22 protein-coding genes are annotated in these 26,913 nt (G+C 65.8%); 10 read left to right on the plus strand and 12 right to left on the minus strand.

The features are described 5' to 3' along the window. The first annotated feature begins 87 nt into the window (after positions 1-87). The 3 genes from G503_RS0105780 to G503_RS0105790 all read left to right on the plus strand — a co-directional run bounded on the left by G503_RS0105780 (position 88) and on the right by G503_RS0105790 (position 4,033). Complete coding sequence (locus G503_RS0105780) at positions 88-2,595, plus strand: molybdopterin-containing oxidoreductase family protein (protein WP_028026829.1); 2,508 nt, start codon at positions 88-90, stop codon at positions 2,593-2,595. A gap of 13 nt (positions 2,596-2,608) precedes the next feature. Next, positions 2,609-3,235: a 4Fe-4S dicluster domain-containing protein gene (locus tag G503_RS0105785; protein ID WP_028026830.1), complete on the plus strand. Its 627-nt coding sequence runs from the start codon at positions 2,609-2,611 to the stop codon at positions 3,233-3,235. 132 nt (positions 3,236-3,367) lie between these two features. Then, a complete protein-coding gene (locus tag G503_RS0105790) occupies positions 3,368-4,033 on the plus strand; it encodes a TorD/DmsD family molecular chaperone (RefSeq protein ID WP_084636315.1) in 666 nt (221 codons plus the stop codon). 64 nt (positions 4,034-4,097) lie between these two features. Here G503_RS0105790 and G503_RS13980 read toward each other — a convergent pair whose 3' ends face one another. From G503_RS13980 to G503_RS0105820, 6 genes are all read right to left on the minus strand, one after another. Beyond that, positions 4,098-5,078, minus strand: a complete 981-nt coding sequence (locus G503_RS13980; RefSeq protein ID WP_084636329.1) for a slipin family protein — start codon at positions 5,076-5,078, stop codon at positions 4,098-4,100. 5 nt (positions 5,079-5,083) lie between these two features. Next, complete coding sequence (locus tag G503_RS13985; RefSeq protein WP_051190977.1) at positions 5,084-5,575, minus strand: GntR family transcriptional regulator; 492 nt, start codon at positions 5,573-5,575, stop codon at positions 5,084-5,086. Between the two features lie 5 nt (positions 5,576-5,580). Next, the gene (gene nrfD / locus G503_RS0105805) at positions 5,581-6,492 is read right to left on the minus strand and encodes an NrfD/PsrC family molybdoenzyme membrane anchor subunit (RefSeq protein WP_028026832.1); all 912 of its coding nucleotides are present in this window, start codon (positions 6,490-6,492) and stop codon (positions 5,581-5,583) included. 107 nt (positions 6,493-6,599) lie between these two features. Next, the gene (locus tag G503_RS0105810; protein WP_084636317.1) at positions 6,600-7,991 is read right to left on the minus strand and encodes a helix-turn-helix transcriptional regulator; all 1,392 of its coding nucleotides are present in this window, start codon (positions 7,989-7,991) and stop codon (positions 6,600-6,602) included. A gap of 150 nt (positions 7,992-8,141) precedes the next feature. Next, positions 8,142-9,794, minus strand: a complete 1,653-nt coding sequence (locus G503_RS0105815; protein ID WP_028026834.1) for an FAD-dependent oxidoreductase — start codon at positions 9,792-9,794, stop codon at positions 8,142-8,144. Between the two features lie 189 nt (positions 9,795-9,983). Next, a complete protein-coding gene (locus G503_RS0105820) occupies positions 9,984-12,404 on the minus strand; it encodes an ATP-dependent helicase (protein WP_028026835.1) in 2,421 nt (806 codons plus the stop codon). A 282-nt stretch (positions 12,405-12,686) separates the two neighbouring features. Here G503_RS0105820 and G503_RS0105825 point away from each other — a divergent pair, with 282 nt between their 5' ends. Continuing rightward, positions 12,687-13,121 (plus strand): hypothetical protein, encoded by a 435-nt coding sequence (locus G503_RS0105825; RefSeq protein ID WP_028026836.1) that lies wholly within the window; start codon positions 12,687-12,689, stop codon positions 13,119-13,121. 306 nt (positions 13,122-13,427) lie between these two features. On the opposite strand, the gene G503_RS0105830 is transcribed toward G503_RS0105825, so the two are convergent. The 3 genes from G503_RS0105830 to G503_RS0105840 all read right to left on the minus strand — a co-directional run bounded on the left by G503_RS0105830 (position 13,428) and on the right by G503_RS0105840 (position 16,508). Then, positions 13,428-14,069 carry a DUF4230 domain-containing protein gene (locus tag G503_RS0105830; protein WP_028026837.1) on the minus strand — a complete coding sequence of 214 codons (642 nt, stop codon included), beginning with the start codon at positions 14,067-14,069 and terminating at the stop codon, positions 13,428-13,430. Positions 14,070-14,277: 208 nt separating this feature from the next. Next, a complete protein-coding gene (locus G503_RS0105835) occupies positions 14,278-14,718 on the minus strand; it encodes a hypothetical protein (RefSeq protein WP_156891946.1) in 441 nt (146 codons plus the stop codon). Positions 14,719-15,053: 335 nt separating this feature from the next. Beyond that, positions 15,054-16,508: a helix-turn-helix transcriptional regulator gene (locus G503_RS0105840; RefSeq protein ID WP_156891947.1), complete on the minus strand. Its 1,455-nt coding sequence runs from the start codon at positions 16,506-16,508 to the stop codon at positions 15,054-15,056. 233 nt (positions 16,509-16,741) lie between these two features. On the opposite strand from G503_RS0105840, the gene G503_RS0105845 reads away from it, so the two are divergent. After that, complete coding sequence (locus tag G503_RS0105845) at positions 16,742-18,388, plus strand: FAD-dependent oxidoreductase (protein ID WP_028026840.1); 1,647 nt, start codon at positions 16,742-16,744, stop codon at positions 18,386-18,388. A 203-nt stretch (positions 18,389-18,591) separates the two neighbouring features. On the opposite strand, the gene G503_RS0105850 is transcribed toward G503_RS0105845, so the two are convergent. Then, positions 18,592-19,560, minus strand: coding sequence for a hypothetical protein (locus G503_RS0105850; protein WP_028026841.1), 969 nt, complete (start codon positions 19,558-19,560; stop codon positions 18,592-18,594). A gap of 82 nt (positions 19,561-19,642) precedes the next feature. Between G503_RS0105850 and G503_RS0105855 the strand changes: the two genes are divergently transcribed. The 3 genes from G503_RS0105855 (at position 19,643) to G503_RS13995 (ending at position 21,636) form a co-directional block, all read left to right on the plus strand. After that, entirely contained in the window at positions 19,643-19,858 is a 216-nt protein-coding gene (locus G503_RS0105855; RefSeq protein WP_028026842.1) for a helix-turn-helix domain-containing protein, read from the plus strand. Between the two features lie 94 nt (positions 19,859-19,952). Then, positions 19,953-20,834, plus strand: coding sequence for a TatD family hydrolase (locus tag G503_RS13990; protein ID WP_035022031.1), 882 nt, complete (start codon positions 19,953-19,955; stop codon positions 20,832-20,834). A gap of 7 nt (positions 20,835-20,841) precedes the next feature. After that, positions 20,842-21,636, plus strand: coding sequence for a TlyA family RNA methyltransferase (locus G503_RS13995; RefSeq protein ID WP_051190978.1), 795 nt, complete (start codon positions 20,842-20,844; stop codon positions 21,634-21,636). Positions 21,637-21,919: 283 nt separating this feature from the next. Here G503_RS13995 and G503_RS0105870 read toward each other — a convergent pair whose 3' ends face one another. Together G503_RS0105870 and G503_RS0105875 are read right to left on the minus strand one after the other, a co-directional pair. Further along, complete coding sequence (locus G503_RS0105870) at positions 21,920-22,966, minus strand: aspartate-semialdehyde dehydrogenase (protein WP_035022034.1); 1,047 nt, start codon at positions 22,964-22,966, stop codon at positions 21,920-21,922. Between the two features lie 90 nt (positions 22,967-23,056). Further along, positions 23,057-24,334, minus strand: coding sequence for an aspartate kinase (locus G503_RS0105875; protein ID WP_028026844.1), 1,278 nt, complete (start codon positions 24,332-24,334; stop codon positions 23,057-23,059). Between the two features lie 242 nt (positions 24,335-24,576). Here G503_RS0105875 and G503_RS14000 point away from each other — a divergent pair, with 242 nt between their 5' ends. Further along, positions 24,577-25,644 (plus strand): zinc dependent phospholipase C family protein, encoded by a 1,068-nt coding sequence (locus tag G503_RS14000; protein WP_202805167.1) that lies wholly within the window; start codon positions 24,577-24,579, stop codon positions 25,642-25,644. Positions 25,645-25,656: 12 nt separating this feature from the next. Next, positions 25,657-26,826, plus strand: a complete 1,170-nt coding sequence (locus tag G503_RS14005; RefSeq protein WP_084636318.1) for a trimeric intracellular cation channel family protein — start codon at positions 25,657-25,659, stop codon at positions 26,824-26,826. Positions 26,827-26,913: the final 87 nt, after the last annotated feature.

Consider the following 26,913-nt stretch of genomic DNA (forward strand, 5'->3'; position numbering starts at 1 on the left):
ACGCGCGCTTCGCAAAAGGGAGGGAATCGGAGCTGGTCTCTTAGGCCAAGGGGACTCGCTTCCACTCTCCTGTCGACAGGAGGAGATATGGAAACACCCAGCACTCAGCTGACGCGCCGGTCGTTCCTCACGACCACGGCCCTCGCCGCCGGCGCCCTCGCTGCCTCCGGCATGGCCGGCTGCAGCAGCGTGGACACCTCGGGCGACGCCGCCAACGATCTGGCCTCGACGGCCGGACAGGAAGAGACCTACATCGGCACCTGCCATGGCAACTGCGGCGGTCGCTGCGCCCTGAAGGCCACCGTGCGCGAGGGCAAGATCGTCAGCACCCTGCCTATGGAATTTCCCAACGAGAACAAGGGTCTGCGCGTGGGCTGCGTCAAGGGCGTCTCGAACCCGCTGCGCATCTACGGCCCCTCGCGCCTCATGTACCCCATGAAGCGCGCCGGCGAGCGCGGCAGCGGCGAGTGGGAGCGCATCACCTGGGACGAGGCCATCGAGCTGTTCGCCAACCAGCTGAAGGCCAGCATGGAGACTTACGGCGGCGCATCCAACATGTGGCAGGGCGGCGCCGGCAACATGAACGGCATTCTGAACGGCACCCCCACCGGCATCATCAACAGCGCCATGATGCCCGACGGCACCATCGCCCCGCTGCCGTCCTTTAACGCGGGCTTCGCCAATTCGCGCCTGATCCAGAAGACCGGTGGCACGGTGCTGTCAGTCGGCCACGACATGGCCGGCATCGTCTTCTGCTTCGTGCACCTGTCCTCCCCGCAAAGCGCCGTGGAGGACCTGGCCAATGCCAAGACCATCGTCGCCTGGGGCGCCAACCCCGCCGAGGCCTCGTTCTGCCGCGCGGCCTGGAACGCCATCTGCACCGGTCGAGAGAACGGCGCGAAGCTGATCGCCATCGACCCGCTGCTGTCCACCACGGCGGCCCACGCCGACGAGTGGGTGCCGGTGCGCACGGGCACCGACGCGGCCCTGATGTGCGCCATGGTGCACTATATCGTGGACAACGATCTCGCGAACTGGGACTACGTGAAGAACAAGTCGGTCGCCCCCTTCCTCATCGACGAGGCCGGCGCCTACCTGCGCCTGTCGAGCCTCGGTCAGGCCGAGGCCGGCACCGATGCGGACGTGCCCGTGGTATGGGACGAGGACGCCCAGGCCTTCGTGGCCCACGCTACCGCCACCAACCCGGCCATCCGCGGCACCTTCGACGCCAACGGCGTGGCCGTGCGCACGGTCTTCGACGCGGCGCTGGAGAACATCGCCCCCTTCACCGTGGAATTCGCCGCCAACGAGTGCGGCATCCCGGCCGCCCAGATCGAGAACCTGGCGCGCACCGTGGCCACCGAGGGCCCCACGAGCTTCTACATCAACTACGGCCTGGAGCACACCTACGAGTCGTGGCGCATCTACTTCCTCATCGGCCTTCTGGCGTCCCTCACGGGCAGCGTGGGCATTCCCGGCGGCTCCTACGTGGGCTCCATCAACCTCGGCCATGAGAGCGCGACCATGTTCAAGCAGCCGACCACCTTCAACGAGGACGACTTCACCCTGGAAGACGCCGTACCCGGCGGCCACTTCACCGGCGACTGGATCGCGCAGATCGCCGAGACGGGCCAGTGGGCCGGACAAGACTTCCATATGGGCACGCTCGTGAACATGTGCGCGAACCCGCTCGACAACTTCTCGGGCTCCTCCGCGCTGCTGAAGGCCTACGACAAGATCGACTACATCGTCACCATCGATACCATCATGACCACCACGGCCCACTACTCCGACCTGGTGCTCCCCTGCTGCATGCCGTGGGAAACCTACGAGTACATCGAGGGCGGCATCTTCGAGCAGAAGGCCATCGACCCGGTGGGCGACGCGAGGTCCGACTTCGACATCATCAAGGCCGTGGCCGAGAAGATGGGCTACGACGATCTCATCGTCGGCGAGGGCACCGATTACCTGCGCCGCTATCTGGACACCCCTGAGAACATCGAGGCCGGCGTGGGCTTCGACGCCCTGTCCGAGAACGGCGTGGTGCTCGGCGACTACAGCTGCGACGCCCATGTGACTCCCGAGTACAATCCCTTCGGGCGCACCCAGTTCTACCTGGAGTACCTCATGCCGCGCGACAACTGGGGCCAGATGTTCGGCCTGCAGGACCGCCTGCCCTACTACAAGCCCTCCATCGAGGCCTACGCGGACAACCCCGATCGGGCGAAGTACCCGCTGTACGGCATGAGCAGCCACGACATCTACCACGGTCAGACACTGTGGAGCCACCACCCCTGGCTCGACGACTTCCGCAAGCTGGACGGGCAGCCCTTCTGCCGCATCCACACCGAGGCGGCCGCCGAGCGCGGTATCAAGACCAGCGACAAGGTGCGCGTGTTCAACGACCACGGTTCGGTGGTGCTGAACGCCTTGGTGACCGAGGGCATTCGCAAGGATTCCGTCTGGGTGCCCCACGGCTTTACCTGGGACGAGTTCGAGGAGGGCTACGCCCAGTCGCTGACGCGCTGGTGCCCCGACGACGTGACGAGCAACAATAACTTCAATGACTGGATCTGCGAAGTCGAGAAGATGTAAGGGGCGCTGACCTATGACGAAATACGGAATGGCCGTTGACACCAAGCGCTGCACGGGCTGCAACATGTGCTCCATGGCGTGCCGCGTCGACCACAATCTACCCACCGAGGTGCTGTACAGCCGGGCCCATACGGAAGGCGGCGAGCACTTCCGCCAGGCCGGCGGCACCTACCCCGACCAGGTGACGATGAAGTTCTACACCCTGGCCTGCCAGCACTGCGACGATCCAGCTTGCGTGGAGATCTGCCCCACGGGCGCCTCGCAGAAGCGCGAGGAGGACGGCCTGGTGCTCGTCGACGGGGAGGCCTGCATCGGCTGCGAGAGCTGCATCGCCGCCTGCCCCTACGAGGGCGTGCGCACCCTCGTGCCGCAAAGCCCCACCTATCCGCTGGATTTCGCCCTGGGCGACGCCGCAGCAGCCGAGCACCTGCCCAATACCGTGGAGAAGTGCACCTTCTGCGCGGAGCGCCTCGACCGGGGCGAGAAGCCGCTGTGCATCGACATCTGCCCGGCCTACGCCCGCACCTTCGGCGATCTGGACGACCCCGAGTCGGAGATCTCGAAGGTGCTGGCGGCCCGCGAGCACGAGCAGCTGCTGGCCGACCAGGGCACTGGTCCGAACGTGTACTTCCTGAAGTAGGGCCCTTGCCCTCAGCACCATCGTCGGCGCCGGCCGCTCGCCCCTCCCTCTGCGATGCGACCGGCGCCCCGTGCACCGAGGCCAGCGGGCGCATGACCCGCTGGCCTCCTCGTTTACGAAAGGTTGTTTCCCATGGAATCCAAGATGACCGCCGAGAGGTGGATGCACCGCGCGAGCGCCTTCGAACTGCTGTCGCTGGCTTTCCTGCTGCCGAGCCGCCCCCTGGCCGAGGCCGTGGCCACCGGCGAGTACGCCGAGGCGGCCGGCGAGGCCTTCGGTCTGGCAGCCCCGGGCGACGAGCGCGTGACCGCGGCCGCGACGCACCTGGCCGCCGCGGCCGACGGCGATGCAGAAGCCACGCTGCACGCCCTGCGCCGCGAGCACACCCGCCTGTTCGTGGGCGAGAAGGAGCCGCCGCTGACCCCCTACGCCGGCGTCTGGCGCGCCCAGCAGCAGGGCCAACGGGGGTTACTGTTCGTCAGCGAGACGTCCCTGGCCATCGAGCGCTTCATGACCCGCTGCGGCGTGGCCAAGGACCTGGATGCCGGCCAGACCAACGACCCGGTGGACCACATCGGCACCATGGCCGAGTTCCTGCAGTTCCTCTGCCTCGTGCAGGCCGAGGCCGTCCGGGCGCCCGCAGGCGCCGCCATCGGCACCGACGACTTCGACACCTTCCTTGCCGAGTATTTTGCGCCCTATGCCACGTGGCTCGCCTCCGAGCTGGGCGCGCAGACGCGCAGCGACTTCTTCAAGGGCGCCGCGCTCTTGCTGGCCGTGGCCGCCGAGCGCTTCTAGGCACGCTGCCGCCCGCAGCGCCCCCTCCCGCCAGGCACTGCTGGACGCGCCCTGGGCCCGGGGCCTAGGAGCCCATCTTCCCCAGGGCGCGCTTCGCCCCCTCGGGCAGCACGTCGCCGAACCCCTCGCTGAAACTGCTGGGCACCACCACGGTGCCCCCGGTTTCGCGCACGCTCTCGTAGAGCAGGTGCATGGCGCGCAGCTTAAGGGCCGCATCCTCGGCCCCGTAGGCACCGTCCAGCCCCTCGATCATCGCGGCGATATCCTGCTCCGCCTCCATGAGGATGAGGCGCGCCTTGCGCCGCTGCTCCGCCTGGGCCTCCAGGCTCATCACATCCTGCAGGTTCTGGGGCAGCAGGATGTCGCGCACCTTCACCGACAGCACCGACAATCCCCACTGGGCCGCCTCATTCTCCAGGGCCTCCTTGATGTCGGCGTCCAGCTGCTCGCGGCGGATGGCCACCTCGGCCGCCGACAAACGGCCGATGGCATCGCGCAGGGCCGCCTGGGCCGCCAGCTCCACGGTGCGGCTGAAGTCGCTGCATTCCGTGCAGGCCGCCTTCGCGTCGTAGACCATCCACAGCAGCACCGCGTTCACGTCCAGCGGCACCAAGTCGCTCGTCAGGGTCTCCTTCGCGTCGAAGGTGGTGGCACGCACGCGGCAGTCGATGCGCGCAGTGTTCTGCTCCACGAAGGGGATGGTCCAGAACAAGCCCGGGCCCGACACGCGGTTGAACTTGCCCAGGCGCAGCACGACCACCCGCTCCCATTGCTGAGCGATGTGCACCCCCATGGCCACGAGCACGGCCGCCGCCAGGGCCACGAAGAACAGCGGCGGCACAATGGCGCCCGCCACGGCCCAGCCGACGGCGAAGATGAGGGCGTACACCAGGGCAAACACCATCAGGGTGAAGGCCACGATGCCCACCGAGGAGGTGCGCTCGCCCGTAGGCTGGCCGCCCTCGTCGGGAACGAACTGCCAGCGCGGGGCGGTCGCGGAGACAGCGGATGAGACAGGCGCTGCAGGGGCGCTGCGACGAGTCATAAAGATCACGCTTCCTTTTCCTGGATGCCGTCAGGGCCGTCGGCCGCGACGAACTCGATGATGTTGGTGCCCGGCACCATGCGCGCCCGGGCCTCGTCCATCTTCAGCTTCTGCACGTAGCGCTTCATCTGGTTCAGCGTGTCGTCGTAGCTCAGCCCGCAGGCCTTGCACGCCTGCAGGCAGTCGCGCAGCAGCGCCGTCACTTCCTCGCGCTCCTCGTTGCCCGCCGACGACAGCGCGTCCGACACGAACACGCCCTTGCCCCGCACCGACTTCACGTAGCCGTCCGAGGCCAGACTGAGATAGGACTTGTTCACCGTGTTGAAGTTGATGGACAGCGCCACGGCCAACTCGCGGATCTTCGGCAGCTGGTCGCCCGGCTTCAGGCGCCCGGCGCTGATCAGATAGGCCAGATGGCGCCGCAGCTGTAGCCACAGGGGGCTCGTGGAATCGGGGTCGGGCTGAAAGGTAAACTCGTCCGCTGAAATGATGGCCATGACATTCACACTCCCATGAGGTATACCACCGGGTGCGTCCCGGCGTTCACGATGCAGTATCTCATCAGCAGCGCGCCCGCGACCACGAGAACAGCCACGACCGCGAAAAACGGCAGGGAAGGTGCGTGGCGGCGGCCCACTTCCAGCCCCAGGGGCAGCGCCAATCCCGCGCCGACCACGGCGACCCAGAACAAAGGCGCACCCGCGCCCGCCGCCACATCGAGGGCCGCTACGCGCTGGGCCGCCGCGAAGGAATCCACACCCGCATCCAGCAGTGGCAGAACCACCACCAGGGCCAAACACAGCATCTCCAATCCGATAACGGCGGCATCGACGGCCACCAAGGGCCGCAGCGCCCGCGCCAAGGCGGGCCATGCGCCACCGGCCCAGGCGACAAGCGGCGTCAGCGCCAAACCGCACGACAGCGACGAGCAGAGGAACAGCGGAGGCAGCCACGGCGTGTGCCAAAAGGCCACCGCCGGGATGTCGGCCAGAAACAGTCCCGTGTACAGCGCCACCACCACGCCCGCCGCCAGCAGCAGACCGTGGGCGGCGCGATAGACCGCCCGCGAGCGAACACACCTGGCGCAGCGCCAGAACACCATGGCGGCCAGACAGCAGCCCAGGGCGATTGCCAGAGCGTAGGCGCCCACGGTCAGGTAAGTCAAACGCCCGCTGAGAAACAGCTGGGGCAGAGCGGGGTAGTTGCCGCTATCGGCCAGCAGGCAGAGCGCGCCCGCGAACAGAAGCAGTGCGGCCAGGGACCATCCGCGCGCGAAGAATCCCCGGTAGGCCGGCTGCACCGACTGCGCCAGCGAGGCCGCGGGCACCGCCAGGGCCAGGGTCGCCAAAACCGCGCACAGACCTCCCCCGACCCCTCCCAGAAAGAGGTAGCACACCACTTCGATTCCGAACAAGCCAACCTCCTCCCGCGTTGCGCTAATCCTAGGATAAAAATGTCCCCAGGGCAAGTAGCCCGCCCCTATTAGTGCCGCGAAAGCGACCCGGCGCGCACCACGGCGCCCTAATCGACAGGCGCGCCCGTCTCCCGCTGCAACAGCAAGCGCAGCTGCTTCTGGCCGCGCACGCCGCTCTTCTCGTAGATGTGCCGCATATGGGTCTTGAAGGTGCCCTCGGCGATGAACAGTGCATCTTGCACCTGACGCGAAGTGAGTCCCCGGGCCACCAGTCCCAGCACCTCGCGCTCTCGCGCCGTGAGCCCCCACTGGTCGGCCATGCGCTCGCAGCGCTCCGCGATAGCCTCGTTGGGAACGCCGGCATCTTCGCCGCCCTCGTCGGGATCGGTCAGCCGCGCGCCCCAATCGCTGAACGCATCGCGCCGCGTCAGGGCCATCACGCCCACCGCGAAGGCCAGGGCGATGATCACCGCATGGGCGAGCGTGCCCGCCGCGGCGCCGGCTTCGGCCTGGGCCAGGAGGAAGGCCACCCCGTTGCCCGCCAGGCCGAACACCTCCACCGCCGCCAGCGATGCCGACAGCACGACGATGGAAATACCCAGACGCCGGCTCATATCGTAGAACAGGAACACGACCGTGATCTTCGCCACATCGAAGGCGAGCGCGATCAGCATATCGGCTACAACGCCGACCAGCGCTCCCTCCAGCGACATGAGCAGAAACCCGCAGGCGAGAAACACCGCGGGCACATTGCAGAGCACGCGGAAGCTCAGTTTTCCCGGCGCCAGCAGCACCAGAAGCACGATGAGCAGCGCCAAAGCCGCATTGAACAGCGACGCGTAGCGCCCCACCCCCGGAGCCAAGGTGCCCTGATGCAGCCCGTACACGAAGGAGTACACGCCCATCAGCGCAAGGAGAATCCACGGCATCGAGAAACGGGGGCAGGTGCCAAGCGGGCGATTGCGCTCCGGCACTCGGTCTAAGGCGGCGCGGGTCATGGCCAGTGCCACGAAGGGAAGCGCCACGGCGGCCACGGCCACCCGGTCGAAGCCCATGTCGGAGAAGAAGAAGGTGAGAACCCAGCTGAGGATGCGCCCCACGCTGAGATAGAGAATGACCGAGCGCAGAGCCTGAGTCGCCAGCACCTCGGCATTCACCAAGGTGTACAGCAGAAAGCCCGACCCGCCCGTCAGCGAGACGACCGCCGCGGCGCCTTCGCCAAGCCCCAGCCACCCGTCGGCGACAAATCCCACGGAAGCCACGGTCATAAGTGCGGCCGACAGCATCCACGGCCAGCGCCGGGCCGTCAGCGGGATAACGCGCCGAAAGCCCACTATCGCCGCCAGGGCGCAGCCCACATAGGCAATATCGAAGAACGACGTGCCCCAACCAGACCCGTAGCCCGGAGAGAGCGGATCGGCGAACAGCAGCGCCACCCAGGCGCGGGCGAAAGCGAGGCCCAAAAAGACGAAAGCCATATGACCGCGCCCCAATCTCATGACGCCGCTCCTCTCTCACCTGCGACCAGGCCGAATCCGTGTCATTGTAGCAAACCGATCAGCGAGAAGAGGGCCGCAACCCGAAAGGGGCCGCTGCTCGAGGAAGGGATGCGAGCAGCGGCCCGGGGAGGGAGGGTAAGGGAAGGCGAACTAGAGCGCGGCCACGTAGGCGCCGGTCACATAACCGGTGGTGATGGCGCGCCCCACGGACAGGCCCAGCACATCCAGCGGGTAGTCCACGCCGCCGAAGAACGGGCCGCTCGCATTGCCGGCGGCGAACAGGCCGGCGATGGGCTGCTGATCTTCGTTCAGGCACTGGCCGTTCTCATCGATGATGAGGCCGCCGAGAATAGCCGGCACCGAAAGGCCGCCGCGCGCCACGGCGAAATAGGGGCCGTTGTCGATGGGCACCAGGTAGCGCGCCTCCTTGCCGAAATCGTCGTCGGCGCCGGCGGCGCACAGCTCGTTGTAGCGCTCGACCGTCGCCTTCACCGCGGCGGCATCGATAGCCGGCGTGTCCCACTTCTTCTCGTCCTTGAAGGCGTTGATGGCGGCCACCAGATCCTCGATGGTCTCGGCGCTGATGAGGTCGGAGTCCTGGATGTCGCCCGCACCGCCGGTGATGGAGAAGGCCAGCGGGTCCTCGGCGATCCACTCCTCGGCGAACTGGCGCCAGTTCCCCGGCAGGATGGAGAAGAAGCGGCCCGCATTGGCGTTCTCGTAGCCGTTATCGGCCAGAAGCTGGCGCTGGAAGTTGTTGAGATAGGCGGTGCGCATGGGGCCCTCGCACATGAAGCGCTCGCCCTGCTGGTTGATGTTCAGGAAGGGCACGTCCACACGGGCCTTGGCGCCCTCGTGCACCATCTTCGCGTGGCAGGGCGGCTCCATGACCGCGCCGGCCCAGATGCCCATCATAAGGCCGCTGCCGTCGCGCGACTCCATGCTGGGGTTCAGGCCCTTCAGGTCGGGGCACAGATACTCGCGCATGGGGGTGTTGCCCGAATAGTCGCCCGTGCACAGAATAACGCCCTTGGCGGCATTGAAGCACACGGCCTCGCCGCTCTCGTTCTCGCAGATCACACCCGTCACCGCGCCGTCTTCCATGCGAAGCTGCACGGCGGGCATGGCGAAGAAGAACTCGGCGCCCTGCTTGGCCAGGCCGTCCTTGATGGCCGTGGCGGCGGTGTTGTTCGACCCCTTCACATGGAAGTACGTGTTGGCCACCAGGTTCACATCGTAGCCGTGCACGTGCAGCGAGCTCTCGTAGGGCACGCTTTCCACACCCTCGGCCGCGGCGGCCTCGGCCCACCAGGCCAGCGCTTCCTGGGAGTTTTGGGCCCACACGTTCAGCAGACGGCGATCGGAGCGGTAGTCCGACTTCTCCATCAGGAAGGACAGGCAGGCCTGCACGGCCGCCGGCGACGTCGTCGCCAGATCGATGGCGCCGCCCATGTTGCCCGAGGTGGACATCTCGGCCGTGTTCTGCACGCAGGCCACCCGCGCGCCGCCCTCGAGGGCCGTGTGCACGGCAGACAGGCCCGCAAGACCGGCGCCGACCACGACGACATCGTAGTCATGCGTCTCGGCGAACTCGGTGATCGGCTCGGGCTGCAGCATGGACTCCGGCACGGCGAAGGGGCCGTCCTGCACCGAGGCGCCGGCCGTATCCGCCAGAGCGCCTGCGCCATCCGCGGACTTCTGCGGCGCGCAAGCGGTAAGCGCGGTCGTGGCCAGGGCTCCCATGCCCATAAGGCCGCCCATCTGCAGAAGCGTGCGACGACTGATTCCTCCCATTGCGTTCATTGCGTATCCTCCTTCGGATGTGATTCCCGCGGCAAGCCGCCCGCTTTCTCGAACGGCTTCTCGGGGCTGCCATGGGTCCTAGCATGGGGCACCGCCGCAGCCGTGCCATCCTCCGAAAGCAAAAAGCCGGGATGATCTTCATCATCCCGGCGATAAACTTCTGCGCTCTGAACGGGTAACTGTTTGCGCCTACCCGATCTTCACGATGGGGGCGTAATCCTTCAGCAACTTCTTGGTCTGGCCGGTCTTGGCGAACTTGATGTGCAGGGTGTCGCCGTCCACCTTCACCACGGTGCCGCGGCCGAAGGTCTTGTGGTCCACGGCATCGCCGGCAGCGAAGGTGGCCCGGGCGGCGGCCTTCTTGCCGGCGTTGGGGTTCACGCCGGCCCCGCGCCGACTGGCGCCCGCGCTCGACCCCAAGCCCGATCCCGCGCCGGTTGCGCGCTCGCCACGGCCCAAACCGCCGCTCGCGCGGAACTCCTCAAAGCTGCGGCCGCGCGAGCCCGATGCGCTGGAGCGACCGAACACGCGGCCCTCCCCCGCCTCGGTGCCCGAGCCGGCGATGCCCCGGCGGCTTCCCCGCTTCTCCCAGCCGGTGCCCGAGAAGCCCGCCGAGCCCAGACCCGTGGTCTGGCGCAGCTCGCCGGGAATCTCGCCGATGAAGCGCGACACTGGGTTCGCGTGGGTCTGGCCGAAGATCTGGCGCTGCTGGGCGCAGGTCAGATACAACTTCTTGCGGGCGCGGGTGATGGCCACGTAGGCCAGGCGGCGCTCCTCTTCCACCGAGGCCGCGTCGCCCACGGAGTTCATGTGCGGGAACAGCGTCTCTTCCATGCCGGCCACCCACACGCAGTCGAACTCCAGGCCCTTCGACGAGTGCACGGTCATCAGCGTGACGGCCTGGCCGTCCTCGGCCACCATGTCCATGTCGGTACGCAGGCGCACCCATTCGATGAAGTCGGCCAGAGAATCGCCGCGCAGCACGCGCACCGGCTCGCCGCCCGCGTCCTCGCCGGCCGTAGGCGCGGCATAGTCGGCATCTTCAACGTCGTGGGTCTCGGTGAACTCGTCCACCACGCCCAGAAACTCCTGGATGTTCTCAATGCGGCCGCGGGCCTCGTCGGTGGCCTCGTCCTCCAACGCGCGGATGAGCCCGGCCTTGTCGATGACCATCTCGATGATCTTGCGCAGGTTGCCGCCGTAGCTCTGGGCGTCCTTGATCACCTGCAAGAACTCGCCCACGGCCCGCCGCGTGGCCGGGCGGATCTCCTCGTCCACGATGGCCAGCTCGGCAGCCGTGAGAAACGGCATGTTCATTTCCAGCCCGAATTGGTCGATGCGCTCGATGGTGGCCTTGCCGATGCCGCGGCGCGGCACGTTGATCACGCGCTTGGTGGCGATGTCGTCGGCCGGGTTCACCACCAGCGTCAGATAGGCCATCACGTCGCGGATCTCGGCGCGGTCGAAGAACTTCGTGCCGCCCACGATGCGGTAGGGCACGCCGGCGCGCAGCAGCATGTCTTCCAGCATGCGCGACTGAGCGTTGGTGCGGTAGAACACGGCCATGTTGTTGTACGACAGCCCATCGGCGCGACGCTTCTCTATCTCGCCGGCGATCCAGCGCCCCTCGTCGCGCTCGTCGGCAGCCAGGTACACCGAGACCTTGTCGCCGTCGCCCGAGGCCGTAAACAGGCGCTTCTCCTTGCGATGGCGGTTGTTGGCGATCACGGCGTTGGCCGCGGCGAGGATGTTTCCCACGCTGCGGTAGTTCTGCTCCAGCTTCACCACGCGCGCCTCGGGGTAATCGCTCTCGAATTCCAGGATGTTGCGCAGGTCGGCCCCGCGCCACGAGTAAATGGACTGGTCGTCGTCGCCCACCACCATGATGTTGCGATGCCCCGCCGCCAGGAGCTGTGTGATGGCGTACTGGGCGCGGTTAGTGTCCTGGTACTCGTCCACCATGATGTAGCGGAATCGCTGCTGATAGGCGGCCCGCACATCTTCGTGGTGCTTCAGCAGCAGGTAGCCGTACAGCAGCATGTCGTCGAAGTCCATGGCGTTGGCGGCGCGCAAGCGCTCCTGCAGGCGCGTGTACACGCGCGCGGCCTGCTTGCCCACCGGATCGGTGGCACTCGCCTCGAAGTCAGCGGGCACCACCAGGTCGTTCTTCGCCTGGGAGATGCGGTTCATCAGCGCGTTCACGGGAAAGCGCTTCGGGTCGATGTTCAGGCTGGCCATGATGTCCTTGTACAGGCGCTTCAGATCGTCGGTGTCATAGATCGTGAAGCCCTTGGTGAAGCCGAGCCGCTCGGCATCGGCGCGCAGGATGCGCCCGCACATGGAGTGGAAGGTGGACACCCACATGCCACGGGACCGGCCGCCCACCAGCTGCCCCAGACGCTCGCGCATCTCGGCGGCGGCCTTGTTGGTGAAGGTGATGGCCAGAATCTCCCAGGGGGCCGCCAGGTCCCGCTCGATGATGTTGGCGATGCGGTAGGTCAGCACGCGGGTCTTGCCGGAACCGGCGCCGGCCAGCACCAGCAGCGGACCTTCTGTGGTGATAACGGCCTCGCGCTGCGGGTCGTTCAGCGTATCGATGTCAATGGCCATAGCGGCTCCTTCGCATACCGGCGTGAAAGGCTCTGCGGGGGAAGGGGCGGGAGGCGCTGCGCCGCGACGCCGTCCGGGGCGGCGCCGCGGCGCGACAGCCAGCACAACCCGGAGTGGCACTGCGGTGCGGCGGTCCGGATGAGCCCCTTCCCCTGCGGAGTTTCTTTCGCTTCTCCGACAGACAGCAAAGCGGTTGGCGACAATGCACCAACCGCCTCATTTCGGGATCGTTGAATGGGTCACCATAGGATACAACACCCGCCGTCGAGAGAGGACAGCGTCATGGCAACGCGCGAAAAGAACAACGAGAACGACCACAAACACCACGGGTCGGCCCACGAGCACCGCGGTGAGCGCCCCGACGGAGGCCGTGGACGCAACGAGGGCCGCAAGACCTTCGCCGAACGCGACCCCCTGGCCGCCGAAGAGCCCACGGTGCTGGAGTCCTCGGCCAGCGACCCCGAGTTTCCCGCCCTGCAGGAATTCGAAGTGGACGAAGGCGGCCCAGCCGGCTCCCAGGCCAAGCACCCCGGTGTGCTGTGGGGCATCATCGCAGTCGTGGCGGTGCTCATCCTCTGCTTCGCCTTCGCCATCGCCGGCGACTGGATGGCCCCCAACCAGGCCGAGCAGACCGCCCAAACCGAGTTCGAAGAGCAAACCGTCCCCGAAGATTTAGGCGCCAATGAAAACCCCGAGGCCGCCGCTGAACACGACTAGCGGAAGGCGTTAGGTCCCAAGCCCCTTCCGGTCGATGAGGTGCCCGCTTTTTGCATGAGATTTCGAGTTATGAGCGTCTCGGGATGTGTTGCCCTCTCACTAGGAGCAACGTGAGCGCCTACCACCTGGGGTTTTGCACCGAGCCCTCGCCTAAGAGCCCTCAACCCGCCCGCGCAGACGCTCCTAACCGCAAATCTCATGCAAAAACGAAGGTCCAATCTACCCGAGCCCAAAACTGGACAAGCGATCCGAAACTAGCGCAGAACACGCCCGAGCGATGCCCGTGCAAACTTTCGAGCCTATCCCTTACGCTTCGATGAATGAGAAGTCGATCTGCACGTCGTCGCCGTAGATCGAATGAACTTGGTGAGCGATCAACTCCTGGAGGCGCTCATCCGACTGCTCCAAAAGACCGCTTTCCTGCACCTTCGCAGCCTGCTCCTCCTGGGTAAGCTCCAGCAGTCCGTTGTAGTCATCCAGCGTCACGGGGTTGAAAAAGCCGTCACGCTGCTCGTACACCTGGAGCGACCCATTGTCCAGCGCGATAGGCTGCTGCAGCTTCGAATGAGGCAGCTTGATGCTCACCTTCGCGAGCTTGTCGCCCTCAAAGACCGGATCGATCTCCATCTGCTCGGCATCAACCGCAATAGTCGCAACCCCCTCGATAGTCGCGATGAACTTATTGTCAGAGAAGGGCAGATCTATCTTGAACCAATTATCGTTGTTCGTGCTAGCATGATGGATGATCTGCGTGAAGTTGTACTCGTAGGTCGCCAGCTTCGCCACGGGAAGAATCTCCTCCCGTATAGAGCGGCTTGTATCGACGGAGGTGTCGCGATTCATCCACGCCGAGACATTCCACACCGTCACAGAAACCAGCAGCAGCACGATCACCGCCAGCGCCCCCAGACCCACGTTCTTCATCGTCTTCGTCAACTTCAGCGCCATACCTCATCCTTCTCTCAATTCGGCTCTTATCCGCGAGCGCAATCCAGTAAGACCCCGCGTGTGTCATTCCCCGGCCAACACCTCATATGACGCCGGTAGCAACCTCGCGCGACGCTCCCATCTTCCCGCTCTTCGCGGGGTGGCTTCATAAATGAAGCCGTAAACGACAATATACCATATACTTAGATTGCAGCCGAGCCCCCCCCCGTCAGCCAGCCGCGCGTTCGATCGAGTGTCCGCGAAGGCGCCGGCGCAAGGGAAGGCCGGCGAGCCAGTAAACAACCGCGCCCGCCAGGTAGGCGACCAGGTCGAGGGGGTCGGCGGTGCTGGCCCTGATGAAGAGCGGGGCCGCGTATTCCCAGAAGAGGCCGCAGAAAAACAGGTAGACGAGGCTCGTGGCCAGCCGACGGATGCGCATGTCGGACCGTACCAAATCGAGGAGCAGGTTGGTGTAGGCGAGAAACGCCGCGCCGCCCAGGAAGTCGTTCAGATGGCACTGCGCGAGATAGGTCGCTGGGCTATCGGGAAAGGCCGCGGCCGCAAACGGCTTCAAGCCGCACTCGTTGCCGTAGAACCCCACAAAACAGAGGGCCAGCACGGCCAGGTCGAATATCAGCGCCCCGCGCGCCCGGCCGGCGTTGTAGGCCAACTCGCGCGCAACCGACCGCATAAGGTCGCTGGGACGATCCGCGCTCTCGCTGCAGGACGCGCAGGGCGCCACGGGCTCGGTGCGCGTACCTTGCGCAGCCATCGCCTCGGGGGCTGCATCGCGCAGTCCGCCAGAAGCAACTGTTGCACACCGCCCCACTGCAGTGTCTTTCTCAGGCGCGGCGCCCATCGTTATCCGCAGAATGCGAACAGGAAGAGACCGAAGGCAATTCCCACCCCGATAACGAAAACCCACCAGCAGCATCCATGGTTGTTGTTCATAACCAGTCCTCACTTCTCAAAGTCTACCGGCCAGTATAGCAAACCCGCCAGCCCCTACCCCGCGAGGGCCTCTACGCGATCGATGAGATCTTGCTTGGTGTGGACGCCGGCCTTCTGATAGATGGCCTTGATATGGGACTTCACCGTCTCCTCGGTGACGACGAGCTCCTTGGCGATGTGGGCGCGGCTGCGACCGCGCAGCAGAAGATAGAACACCTCGGTCTCGCGGGGCGACAGGGAAAACACAGCCGCCGCGCCCTCGTAGCGCTGCTCGGCGAAGGAGGCCTCGTCGCTCGCCTCGGCAGCGGGACGCACCCCTTCCCAACCGCCTTCCGCGATATGGTTCTCCTTCGCGAACAGGGCGAACACTACCGTCGCGAACAAAAACACACTCGTGAACACCGACGGGTCGAAAGCCGCCCCCAGCACCGTGATGGCATCGGCACTGGCCACGAACCCCACCAGCTTGCTCAGCTGCAGCGACAGCAGCCCGCAGGCGATGAGCCACAGCGATGCAGTGCCGTCACGTCGGGCGCAGTACACCCACAGCCCCCACAGGATCACGTACATATACTGGAATCCGATGCGATAGGCCGCCGTAGCCGCAAGCGACCACCCCTGGGACAGCGGCAGCAGCAGAAAGCCCAGGGCCACCAGCGGCAGCGCGATCTGGTAGGTCAGACGCCCAAAGTCGGTGCCGCGGCGCACCGACACCACGTACACGAGCACGCAAGCGGCCATGACGAACAGCATGCTCACCACATGTCGCGCGTCAGCCAGGCCGGATTCGTCAACGTGGAAGAAGAAGCCGCGCATGGCCCCGAAGGAGATCCCGAAGAACACTCCCAGCGCCACCACGTTGCGCGGCAGAGGCGCGGGCACCTCGGCCGTGCGGTTGCTGCGAGCCAAGGCCAGCCCGCGCCGACCCACGGCCGTCCGATACAGCGCCAGCTCGACCACGGGCGCCAGCGATACCAGGGCCTGCACCGCTTCCACAGGGACAAGCCCCGCCGCAATGTGCGCCAAGGCCGCCAGGAAGCTGGACGCTGCGAAGTACAGCAGGCAGCCCCTCACACCGAAGGACAGCAGCACCTCGCCCCACAACAGCAGAAACACGCCCGCGCCCGCTCCGGTCATCAGGCCGGCCAGCACCTCCACCAAGGCCGTGGGGCTGCCCAGCAGAAGCGGTACGAAGCGCGAGGCGGAAAACGTGCCCGCGGCCATCAGCACCGCAGCCGCCACCGCCACGCCCTCGCGCTTGAACAGCGGGGCCAGCGACCGCCCCCACAGCACGAAGGCCGCCAGCACTACCACGTTGGCCCCGAGCGACAACGTGTACAGCGCGTCGGGCAGCAGCGGGGCATGGATGAGGTCGCCCCGGGGTCCCGCGAACAGCGAGCCCGTGAACATGAGCCACCCCCACGCCACGTGAATCCCGTGGCCCACGAGCACGGACATATCCAGAGCCTCGCGCGGCGCGCGGGCACCCCTCAAAGCTCGCTTTCCCACACTATCGCCCTCCCCTCGCACCAGCGGGTGCCGCCCGCTTCCCTTCTCCTCCCATTGTATGCCATCGTCGCAAAAAGCCCTGGGCAGCACCCTCCCCCGTTTCGGGGGAAACCCGCCCGAGAGCCGCGAGTTCGCCCCTTTTGGGGAAGGCCCGCGGCGGCACTTTCCCCCATACTCAAAGCCATCGCAGGCGGCGAGGGGCCGTCCGCCCAATCCTCGAGGAGGGATGCACCATGATGGATCGCAGACACTTTCTAACCGGCACCGCCCTAGGCTTGGCCGGCCTCACCGGAGCCGCGGCGCTCAGCGCCTGTACCGCCAGCGCTCCGGCGCCCGCAGCCGACAATGCCGACAAGACCGCCATCCCCGCCACCGGTCCGAGCGACGAGGCCCGGGCCGCCTCCATCGTCGAGCGCGAGGTCGATGTCGCGGCCAAGGCCACCGACACGCGGGAATGCGACATCGTCATACTCGGCTCGGGCGCCGGCGGCCTCGGCGCCGCAGTGAAGGCCGCGCAGCTGGGCGCCCACGTCATCCTGCTGGAGAAGGGCGGCGAGCTGGGCGGCTCCACGAGCGGCACCGAGGGCATGTTCGGCTGGGGCAGCACGCTGCAGCACGAGACGAATGTGGAGATGCCGCTGGTCGCCGAGCTCATCGAGGAGGAGCTCGTCTACTCCAACTACCGTATCGACGCCGCCCTGTGGAAGCGCTTCATCAACGCCTCGGGCAAGTCGGTTGACTGGCTGCGCGAGCTGGGCTACCAGTTCGACCGCGTCGACGTGTACAAGGGCCAGATCAGCGCCTTCAAGTGCTACCACTGGTGGGCCGAGGAGAAGGGCGCCACCATGATTGCCGCCCTGGCCGACAAGGCGCGCGAGTTGGGCGTGGAGATCATCACCCAGGCCCCCGGCGTGGCCCTCATGACCGATGCGGGGAAGGTGCGCGGCGTGTACGCCCACAACTTGGCCGACAACAGCTACTTCGCCGTTGAGGCCGCGGCCACCATCGTGGGCACAGGCGGCTTCGGGCTGAACAACGCGCTCATCGAATCGCTGACCGCTTGGGACATGACCTTCGGCACCACCCGCTCCACCGGCACCGGCGACGGCGTCATCATGGCCGAGGACGTGGGCGCGGGCACTTACATGACCTCCATCCTGCCGCGCACGGCCGTGGAGGGCTACACGGTCTATGACGAGATCGCCATCGGCTGCTGCGACAACCCCCTGCTGTTCCTAAACGAGAACGGCGACCGCTTCATGAACGAGGGCACCTACGTGACCAGCTACATGGCCCTGTACGTAAACTCCATCATCAGTCAGAAGAAGGCCTACACGGTGTTCGACCAGGCCATGGTCGATCGCTTCATGACCGGTGAGGGCATTTTGTCCGGGTGGCGCAAGTACAAGGCCGGGGCGAATCTGCCGGAGTTTCAAGCCCAACTGGATGAGTGCGTGGCCTCGGGACGCGGCAACGTGTTCAAGGCCGACACCATCGAGGCCCTCGCCGAGGCCATGGGCGTGGACGCGCAGAACATGAAGGCAAACGTGGATCGCTACAATGCCCTGTGCGCGGGCGGCCTGGACGAGGACTACCTGAAGGGCCCCGAGTTCCTCATCCCCGTCCAGACCGGTCCCTTCTACGCCGTGCGCCAGGATCCGTCGGTCACCAACACCATCGGCGGTTTGGATGTGAACTACGACAACGCCGTGGTGAATATCGACGGTGATGTCATCGAGGGCCTGTACTGCGTGGGCGTGGACGCCTGCAAGCTGTACAAGGAGACCTACAACTACGCTATGTCCGGCGGCCTGGTGAGCTATTGCCTGTACTCAGGACTGAACGCCGCCGAACACGCCGTGACCACCTATCTCGGGTAGGGCGAGCGCGAAGCCTCTCTGCTTTCAGAACCCCGCCCGCGGCTGCCGATCGCCCTCCCTATCGGCGGCCGCGGGCAGCGGGCGCCATCTGCGCGCCGAAGAGCGTCGGCGCGGACGGCACCGCTTTGGCACCGTCGCCCCGCGGCATGCCGATAACGGTGACGCGGCAACCACATCAGCCGCACACCGACAGAAGAAAGGGCTTACTGAAATTTGATGTAGAAGCTCATCTTCTGTCGGCTCTCACGGCTACTCTCTTCCTTTAGCGATAGACCGAGAGAGATTTTAAGACCCTTCAGGGCCGCATCAATGGCAGTAGCGCGAGCATGACTTAACGTGGCAACAGATCGGCAATCTATTTCGACAGTGTACTCGCGAATCTCATTATCGAAACTGTCGGAGCATCGCATATCAATAAGACCATTGACCTCTTTGCTACTTTTAAACCAACTCAACTGCGGTCGCACCGGTTTATCGCTTCCGGAAAAATCGCGCTCGAAGAGCATACGTCGCTCTTCGAGCGATGTGCCCCCGCATTCGACCTCCCCCGTTGCCGATGCAGACACAGCTCCCATCTTTCGCGCGGACACCTTGCCTTTTCTTCGGACGACGGACTCTTCTTCCAGCGATTCGTAGGTCTCGAGCCGACAGTACTTCGCGCCCAGACAATAGGCCACATTCTGCAACTCCGCCATTTTCTCCTTCTGCGTCTCGGCAAAGAGACACTCCAAATTGACGAAGCGACCCGATCCCGACACGTCAAGCAAATACGCGGCATCCATTTGCGGAAGAGGGTGAAACACCAAGCCGCTTTCATCAACGAACTCGTGATAGAGGTGCAGGATTTCCATTCCATTTGCCCGCGTAAGCCACCCAATGGCGCCTTCGCAGACGTCGATGCCCTTTCTCTTGTCTTCGTCCTCTATGACAATCATATTGGGCAAATCGTAATCGGGCGCAAGATACTCCTCGCGAAAGACCGGTGCGTATTTTTTCTTGCGCGCTTCGGCCTGCGCCTCTGCAGCCATTTGTGCGCCCTCCTTTGCGCGCTCGGCCACCACCACACTGGCTCCGGCAGCCCTTTCCGCTACCGTGCCGCCCACGGCCTTCACCTTTCCCGAGGCGGCGCTTGCCGCGCCGCTCAAACAGTTGCGAATATCCTTAAGCGCCATCGACCGTCCTTTGCTCGCACTCTTCTCTTATTGGCTTCATATATGAAACCTTTCGCATCAATATACCACATACGCTTATGGGATGAATACAGACGAGAAACGACTTGCCCTTGGGACTGCCATTCGGGAACGTCGGGTTGAGCAGGGGCTCTCCCAGCAGCGACTTGCGCTCATGGTAGGAAGCAGCAAGTCCCATATCTGGCGCATCGAGACCGGCCGGGTCGGCGTCGGCATCGACGATTTGGGACGCATTGCCGACGCGCTGGACGCAACCGTTTCTGAGCTTATTCCATTTTAGAGAGTCGAGGCACCGCGCGCATTAGCTGACAGCTAAATATCGCCTCTTTACTTCATATATAATTGTCAGCAAACATCTGCAAGCGAGAGGCGCCATGGAACAGTTCTACGACATGCATTGCCATGTGGGATTTGCGCCCGCGCCGGCGGCCCTGGCGGCTGCGGGGGCGCAGGCGGGCATCGCTGCGCTCTCGTGCACGGTGACGCCTGCCGAGTACGAGCGCCTGCATTCGGGACTGTCCTCGGTGCCGAATGTCGCTGTGGCTCTGGGGGCCCATCCCTGGTGGATCGCCGACGGACGCGTGGGCGATGCCGGACTGAACCGCTTCTGCGAACTGGCTGCGTCCGCGCGCTTCATCGGGGAGATCGGGCTGGACTTCGCTGGCCCTCGCGACACCGCCGAACGCCGTGCGCGTCAAGTCGCCGCCCTCGAACGCATTTTGGACACTTGCAACACTTCCCCTGCCGCCCCCGCCTATCAGGGCGATGCCGCCAACGGCAAAGCGACATCAGCCGGCGTCGCTGACGGTGACGACGCCGACGCAAGCGATACGGAATCCGAAGGCACCGCATCCAAGCTCATTTCCATCCACGCTGTCAACGCCGCCGGCACGGTGCTCGACCTGCTCCAGGAAGCCAACACGCTCGCGCGGCACCGCGTGATCCTCCATTGGTTCTCGGGCACTTCCGACGACCTGAACCGCGCCGTGGCCGCCGGCTGCTACTTCTCCGTCGGCCCCCGCATGCTGGCATCGCGGCGCGGACGCGAGTACGCACGGCAGATTCCCCTGGATCGCCTGCTGCTGGAAACCGACATGCCCTCTCGCGCAGGAGAGTCGCTTCCCGCCAACGTCTGGCGCGCCGAGCTGGGCAATGCGCTTTCCGGCATCGCGCAACTGAAGAACATCGACCGCGACCTTCTCACTGAGCACCTCGCCACAACGAGCTCTGCCCTCCTCGGCATCCCCGCGATATAATGTCCCCATGAACAAGAAGCCAAAGAAGATGCGCCTGGACGACCTGTTGGTTGAGCGAAACGAGTTCCCCAACCGTGATGCAGTGCTGCGCGCCGTGATGGCTCGCGAGGTGCGGGTGGACGACGTGTACGTATCGAGCGCGGCCCTACTCGTGCGGCCAGACGCGGACATCTTCCTGCGCGGGCGCAAGCAATTCGTCTCGCGCGGCGGCCACAAGCTGCAAGGGGCGCTTGACGCCTTCGAGCAGAACGTGTCGGACATGAACTGCCTGGACATCGGCTCGTCCACCGGCGGCTTCACCGACTGCCTTCTGCAGGCCGGTGCCGCGCGCGTGGCGGCTCTGGATGTGAATTACGGCCAGCTGGCCTGGAAGATCCGCCAGGACCCGCGAGTGGCCGTCTTCGAGCGCACGAACATCAAAGAAGCCGACCCCGCGGTCCTGGGCGCCCCCTTCGATCTCATCGTCATCGACGTGTCCTTCATCGGCCTGGCCGCGCTGGCTCCCCTGTTCCCGCACTTCAGTCGCCCGGGCACCGTGTTCATCGGCCTTGTGAAGCCCCAGTTCGAATCGGCCCATGACGAGACCGATCATGGCGTGGTGCGCGATGCGGCCGTGCGCCTGCGCACCGTCGAAGAGGTGAAGGACGCCCTTGCCGCAGCGGGATTCACCGTCACTGGCGTCGTGGAATCCCCCATCACCGGCCCCGAGGGCAACGTGGAGTACCTCGTGCGCGCCGTGTACCGCGACGATTCGAAGAGCGAACGGCCGGCCCGGCTATTGGACTCTCCAATTTCTGCGTGAGATTTCGAGTTATGAGCATCTCGGCCTCTTAACCACACCCGTGCTTCAAAAGCGTCTTCAGAAAGCACCAGGTCAGCCCATTGGGCCAGTCGACAGTGTTGCGCATTGATTCACGATCGGCATCCCAAGACGCTCATAACTCGAAATCTCATGCAGAAAGGGTCCCTCCCGGGCGCCGAACACAATTCGCGGAAGGCGGCGCGGCGCAAAGCACTCGAACCTGCCCCTAACGCGAAAAGGCGGCCCGGAGGCCGCCTCACATTACCGAATTCGAAGCTGCGCCCTACGGCAACAGCAGCTGGGCGATTTGCACGGCGTTCAGGGCGGCGCCCTTGCGGATCTGGTCGGCCACGTTCCAGAAGGCGATGCCGTGGGGCACCGTGGGGTCCTGGCGCAGGCGGCCGACGAAGGTGCCGTCGGTGCCGGCGAGCAGGCCGGGCATGGGATACACCTTGTTCTCGGTGTCGTCCATCACCACGACGCCGGGGGCGGCGGTCAGGGCCGCGCGGGCCGCGTCCACCGTCACCTCGTCGGCGAACTCCACGTTCACGGCCTCGCCGTGACAGCGCAGCACTGGCACGCGCACGCAGGTGGCAGCCACCTCGATGGCGGGGTCTCCCATGATCTTCTTGGTCTCCACCACCATCTTCCACTCTTCCTTGGTGGAGCCGTCATCCAAAAACACGTCGATGTGCGGGATGGTGTTGAAGGCGATGCGGTGGACGAAGGCGGAGATCTCCAGCTCGTCCTCAGGCGTGCCGTCCAAAAACGCACGGGTCTGGTCGTAGAGCTCGGCCATGGCCGGGGCGCCGGCGCCCGAAGCCGCCTGATAGGTGGACACCACAACGCGCTTGATGGGCGAAAGGTCGTAGAGCGGCTTCAGGGCCACCACCATCTGGATGGTGGAGCAGTTCGGGTTCGCGATGACGCCGGAATGCCAGGCCACGTCCTCGGGGTTCACCTCGGGCACCACGAGCGGCACGTCCTCGTCCATGCGGAAGGCGCTCGAGTTGTCGATCATGACGGCACCGGCTGCCGTCACCGCCTCGCGCATAGCCTTGGAAACGCCGGCGCCCGCGGAGAACAGGGCGATGTCCACGCCCTCGAAGGACTCCGGGGTCATCTCCTGCACGACCAAATCGCCGGCCGGCACCTGCCCGCAGCCCTCGAAGGCCACGGTCTTGCCCGCCGAACGGGCGCTCGCCAGGGCGCGCACTTCGGCGGCCGGGAAGTCAACGTCGTGCAGCACGCGTAGGAACTCCTGCCCCACCGCACCCGTGGCACCGGCCACGGCGACTACGGGATTTGCGGGCATTTCTTTATTCCACATAGTAATCCTCTCTTTCACGTTAATTCGAGCACGAGGTTCGCCCAAGGAAGTCAGCGAGGGTCCCGACGTTGCGTCAGCAACGGCGGAGCATCAACGTCCCTTCTTCATCTTGGCGGCGATCTCCTCGGCGGACAGCTGGGTTTCCACGAACAGGTCATCGGAGTCCAGGCCGAAGGCGGTGTGCAGGCATTGCACGGCCTGCACGGCCTGGGCCGCGTCCACGATCATGGACAGGCGGATCGGCGAGGTGGAGATGGCCATGATGTTGATGTTGTTATCGCCCAGCGTCTGGAACGTACGCGATGCCACGCCCGGCGACGACTTCATGCCCGTGCCCACCAGGCTCACCTTCGCGATATCCTCGTCCACGATGAACTCGCGGGCGCCGATCTCGGGCACGATGCGCTCCATGGTCTCGATGGCCCGGGGCAGATCGGCCGAAGGCGTGGTGTAGGAGATGTCGGTGAAGCCGGCCTCGGACACGTTCTGGATGATCATGTCTAGGTTCACGTTGTTCGCGGCAAGCGCCGAGAACACCTTGGCGGCCACGGACGGGGCATCGGGCACCCGGCGCACGGTCACCTTCACCTCGGACGTGTCGCTGGCGATGCCGGTGATGACAGCCTCCTCCATTTCGTATTCCTCCTTCACGTAGGTCCCCTCCGCGTCGGAAAAGGCGGAACGGGAATGGATGACCACTTTCCACTTGCGGGCGAACTCCACCGCGCGGCTCTGCAGCACGCCCGAGCCGGCGCTGGACAGCTCCAGCATATCGTCGTAGCAGATGGAGTCCAGCTTGCGCGCCCGCGGAGCGATGCGCGGGTCGGTGGTGTAGACGCCGTCCACGTCGGAGTAGATCTCGCACACGTCGGCGTTAATGCCCCAGGCGATGGCCACGGCCGTGGTGTCCGAGCCGCCGCGGCCGAGCGTGGTGATGTCGTCGTTGGCGTCGATGCCCTGGAATCCGGCCACGACGGGGACGACCCCGGAGGCCAGGGCGTCCAGGATGCGCTCGTTGTGCACCTTCACGATTTTCGCCTTGTTGTGGGTGCCGTCGGTCTCGATGCCGGCCTGGCGCCCGGTGAAGCTCATGGCCTTGTAGCCCATGTTCTCGATGGCCATGGCCAAAAGCGTCATGGACACCTGCTCGCCGGTGGACAGCAGGCGGTCGAGCTCGCGGGCCGGCGGCGCGGCAGTCACCGCGCTGGCGAGCCCCATCAGCTCGTCGGTGGTCTTGCCCATGGCCGACACCACCGCCACCACCTCGTTGCCCTGCTGACGCATCCGCACCAGCCGCTTCGCGACGTTCTTGATGCGCTCCGGCGAGGCAACGGATGTGCCGCCGAACTTCGCAACGATCAAAGCCATGACGCCCTCTCCTTTTCAGAATGCGGGGAATCGCCTTTTCGGGCCTTCCGGATAGACTTGAGCCACTATACCAAGAAATGGAAGGTGCCGCCGCATATGTCGGTTTTCCGACGGTAGACGGGCGCGGGCCGCTGACGGACACGCCATTGTCTATGATGGGTCCGTTGCGTAATATGGGCACTTCGCTTTGGGCCGCCGAAGGCCCAGGGCATCCTGCCATCCATCTGTCGTGAGGAGCCTGTATGCCGGCCATCATCGCCCATGACCTGTTCGCGAAGGACGTCTACCACGAGGTATTCGAGTCGGTGGGCGGCTCGCGCGACGAGGCCGAGGCCTTCCTGCTGGGCGGCCAAGGACCCGATCCGCTGTTCTTCGCGGCCGTCGATCCGCGCTTCGGCGCCTTCGCGCGGCTGGGCACCACCATCCACCGGACCCGCCCGACCGAGCTCATCTGCGCCCTGAAAGCCGCTGTGCCCCGGCTGCCCCTGCGCGAGCGATCCCGGGCGCGGGCCTACGTACTGGGATTCCTCTGCCACTACGAGCTTGACCGCACCGTACACCCCCTGGTGTTTTCCCAGGTGAACGCCTTGTGCGCCGCCGGCGTGGAAGGACTGGCGACCGAGGACGCCAGCGAGGTGCACGCTGTGATCGAGACCGAGCTGGACGAGCTGGCGCTCACGGCCAAGCGCGGCGAGACCGTGGCCAGCTTCAATCCGGCCACTGCCACCCTGAAGGGCAGCGCCGCGCTGCTTTCCACCCTGTCGCGCCTCTACGGCCTGGCTGTGCGCGACGCCTACGGCATCGCCGTTCCCGACGGCCTGTTTTCCGCCGGCGTGCGGGCCGAGCGCGCCGCCTGGCGCGTGCTGTACTCTCCCGCTGGCTGGAAGCGCCAGGTGCTGGGCACCGCCGAGCGCCTCGTGCGCCGCCATTCCCTGGCCGCGGCCTTGAGCCACCGTGCCGCCGAGCGCACGGACAGCCCCTACGCCAACCTGGATCGACAGCCCTGGGAGCACCCCTTCACCGGCCACGTGAGCACCGAGTCCTTTTGGGACCTCTACGAGCGCGCCCGCACGGCGGCCCTGGCGGCCATCGCCACGGTGGACGACGACGGCTTCTCCCGCGCCGATGCCGAGCGTCTCACCTGCGACTTGAACTTCTACGGCGAGCCGGTCGTCGCCCGCGTCATGGCCGTGGAGGACGTGAAAGACACGCCAGCCGCCGGCGACGACAGGGGCGACAACGCCGCGACCGGCCACACCCCCGCCCCCGAAAACCCCTCCGCCACCGACCGCGCCTCCGACAAGCGCTAGAACGGCCGCATCATGGTAGCTACCGCCTTAGAAACCGCCTTCACTCTGCCCTTCTGGTTCGAGCTGGCCGCCACCATCACCGGCGGCCTGTCCGGCGGCATGTCCGCCGTGCGCGCCCGCTACGATATCTTCGGATGCGTGGCCATAGCGTGCATCACCGGCATGGGCGGCGGTATCATCCGCGACATCCTGCTGCAGAACTACGGCCTGTACGCCTTCCAGAGCCCCTGGTTCCTGCTGTCCTGCGCGCTTGCGGGCGTGGCGGTGTTCTACTTCGGCAAGCTGGCCACCTACCTCGATCCCATCGTGGATCTCCTTGACAACATCTCCGTTGCCCTATGGGCCATCATCGGCGCTTCGAAGAGCCTGTCGGCCGGCCTCGGCATCATCCCGTCGGTGGTGCTCGGCACCATCACCGCCATCGGCGGCGGCATCTCCCGCGATGTGCTCATGAACCGTGCACCCGTAGCCTTCCAAACCGGACCCATCTACGGCTCGGCGGCGCTTATCGGCTGCATCGTGTACTGCCCGCTGAAGGCGGGCGGCATCCTGCCCGATTCCGCAGGCGCCCTGTGCGCGGCCCTCATCATGGGCCTGCGTTACCTGTCGCTCATCATGGGATGGCGCACCAAGCCGCCCCGCGACTATTCCGACCGCGTCGTGGAGAGCGTGGTGCGGCCGGCGCGCTTCATCGCCCGCAAGGTGCATGTGCCCGTGGGCAAGACCGCCCGCGAGCGCGGGCGCAACCGCAGCCGCATGGAGCGCTTCAAGCGGGGCGGCAAGCGGCTCTACGACCGCTTGAGCGGCCGCTGGATGGACGAGACCGGCGAGGTCGACGAGCCCACCATCCTCATGGACAAGATCGAGGTGCCCCTGGCGGCCGACGCCCCCGAGGCGGCCGCCGAGCCCGACCCCTCCGACCGCCTCCTCGTCGACCGCGACGAGCTGTACCGCATCATCGGCCTGGAGCCCGAGCCGCGCCCCGAGCGCGCCATCGACCCCTTCGAGCCCCAGACCCCCGAGCCGCGCAAACCCTGTCACAATCCCCGCGAGCTCAAGAAGAAGCGCGGCGCGAAGCGGGCCGAATCGGAGAAGGACGCGGCCATCGCCGAGGAAGACGCCCCCGCACCCTCCGATCCGCCGGCGACCGATGAAAGCCCCGAGCCGCAAACAACTCCCTAAATGCCAGGCGGGGGACGAGCTTCAAGGCTCGTCCCCCGCCTGCCTGCAGCGATCCGGGGCGCCGCTCGAGCCCCCGAACCTCGCCGG

This window comes from Adlercreutzia mucosicola DSM 19490, assembly GCF_000422625.1.
GTDB classification, from domain to species: Bacteria; Actinomycetota; Coriobacteriia; order Coriobacteriales; family Eggerthellaceae; genus Adlercreutzia; species Adlercreutzia mucosicola.

What these genes read in the sequence shown, in the direction of transcription:
- G503_RS0105820 (WP_028026835.1), bottom strand. Translation starts at nt 12,404, where the DNA reads ATGGCCATTGACATCGATACGCTGAACGACCCGCAGCGCGAGGCCGTT.
- G503_RS0105815 (WP_028026834.1), bottom strand. Translation starts at nt 9,794, where the DNA reads ATGAACGCAATGGGAGGAATCAGTCGTCGCACGCTTCTGCAGATGGGC.
- G503_RS13990 (WP_035022031.1), top strand. Translation starts at nt 19,953, where the DNA reads ATGGAACAGTTCTACGACATGCATTGCCATGTGGGATTTGCGCCCGCG.
- G503_RS0105780 (WP_028026829.1), top strand. Translation starts at nt 88, where the DNA reads ATGGAAACACCCAGCACTCAGCTGACGCGCCGGTCGTTCCTCACGACC.
- G503_RS14005 (WP_084636318.1), top strand. Translation starts at nt 25,657, where the DNA reads ATGGTAGCTACCGCCTTAGAAACCGCCTTCACTCTGCCCTTCTGGTTC.
- G503_RS0105830 (WP_028026837.1), bottom strand. Translation starts at nt 14,069, where the DNA reads ATGGCGCTGAAGTTGACGAAGACGATGAAGAACGTGGGTCTGGGGGCG.
- G503_RS0105875 (WP_028026844.1), bottom strand. Translation starts at nt 24,334, where the DNA reads ATGGCTTTGATCGTTGCGAAGTTCGGCGGCACATCCGTTGCCTCGCCG.
- G503_RS13995 (WP_051190978.1), top strand. Translation starts at nt 20,842, where the DNA reads ATGAACAAGAAGCCAAAGAAGATGCGCCTGGACGACCTGTTGGTTGAG.
- G503_RS0105790 (WP_084636315.1), top strand. Translation starts at nt 3,368, where the DNA reads ATGGAATCCAAGATGACCGCCGAGAGGTGGATGCACCGCGCGAGCGCC.
- G503_RS14000 (WP_202805167.1), top strand. Translation starts at nt 24,577, where the DNA reads ATGCCGGCCATCATCGCCCATGACCTGTTCGCGAAGGACGTCTACCAC.
- G503_RS0105825 (WP_028026836.1), top strand. Translation starts at nt 12,687, where the DNA reads ATGGCAACGCGCGAAAAGAACAACGAGAACGACCACAAACACCACGGG.
- G503_RS0105785 (WP_028026830.1), top strand. Translation starts at nt 2,609, where the DNA reads ATGACGAAATACGGAATGGCCGTTGACACCAAGCGCTGCACGGGCTGC.
- G503_RS0105870 (WP_035022034.1), bottom strand. Translation starts at nt 22,966, where the DNA reads ATGTGGAATAAAGAAATGCCCGCAAATCCCGTAGTCGCCGTGGCCGGT.
- G503_RS13980 (WP_084636329.1), bottom strand. Translation starts at nt 5,078, where the DNA reads ATGACTCGTCGCAGCGCCCCTGCAGCGCCTGTCTCATCCGCTGTCTCC.
- G503_RS0105855 (WP_028026842.1), top strand. Translation starts at nt 19,643, where the DNA reads ATGAATACAGACGAGAAACGACTTGCCCTTGGGACTGCCATTCGGGAA.
- G503_RS0105850 (WP_028026841.1), bottom strand. Translation starts at nt 19,560, where the DNA reads ATGGCGCTTAAGGATATTCGCAACTGTTTGAGCGGCGCGGCAAGCGCC.
- G503_RS0105845 (WP_028026840.1), top strand. Translation starts at nt 16,742, where the DNA reads ATGATGGATCGCAGACACTTTCTAACCGGCACCGCCCTAGGCTTGGCC.
- G503_RS0105810 (WP_084636317.1), bottom strand. Translation starts at nt 7,991, where the DNA reads ATGAGATTGGGGCGCGGTCATATGGCTTTCGTCTTTTTGGGCCTCGCT.
- G503_RS13985 (WP_051190977.1), bottom strand. Translation starts at nt 5,575, where the DNA reads ATGGCCATCATTTCAGCGGACGAGTTTACCTTTCAGCCCGACCCCGAT.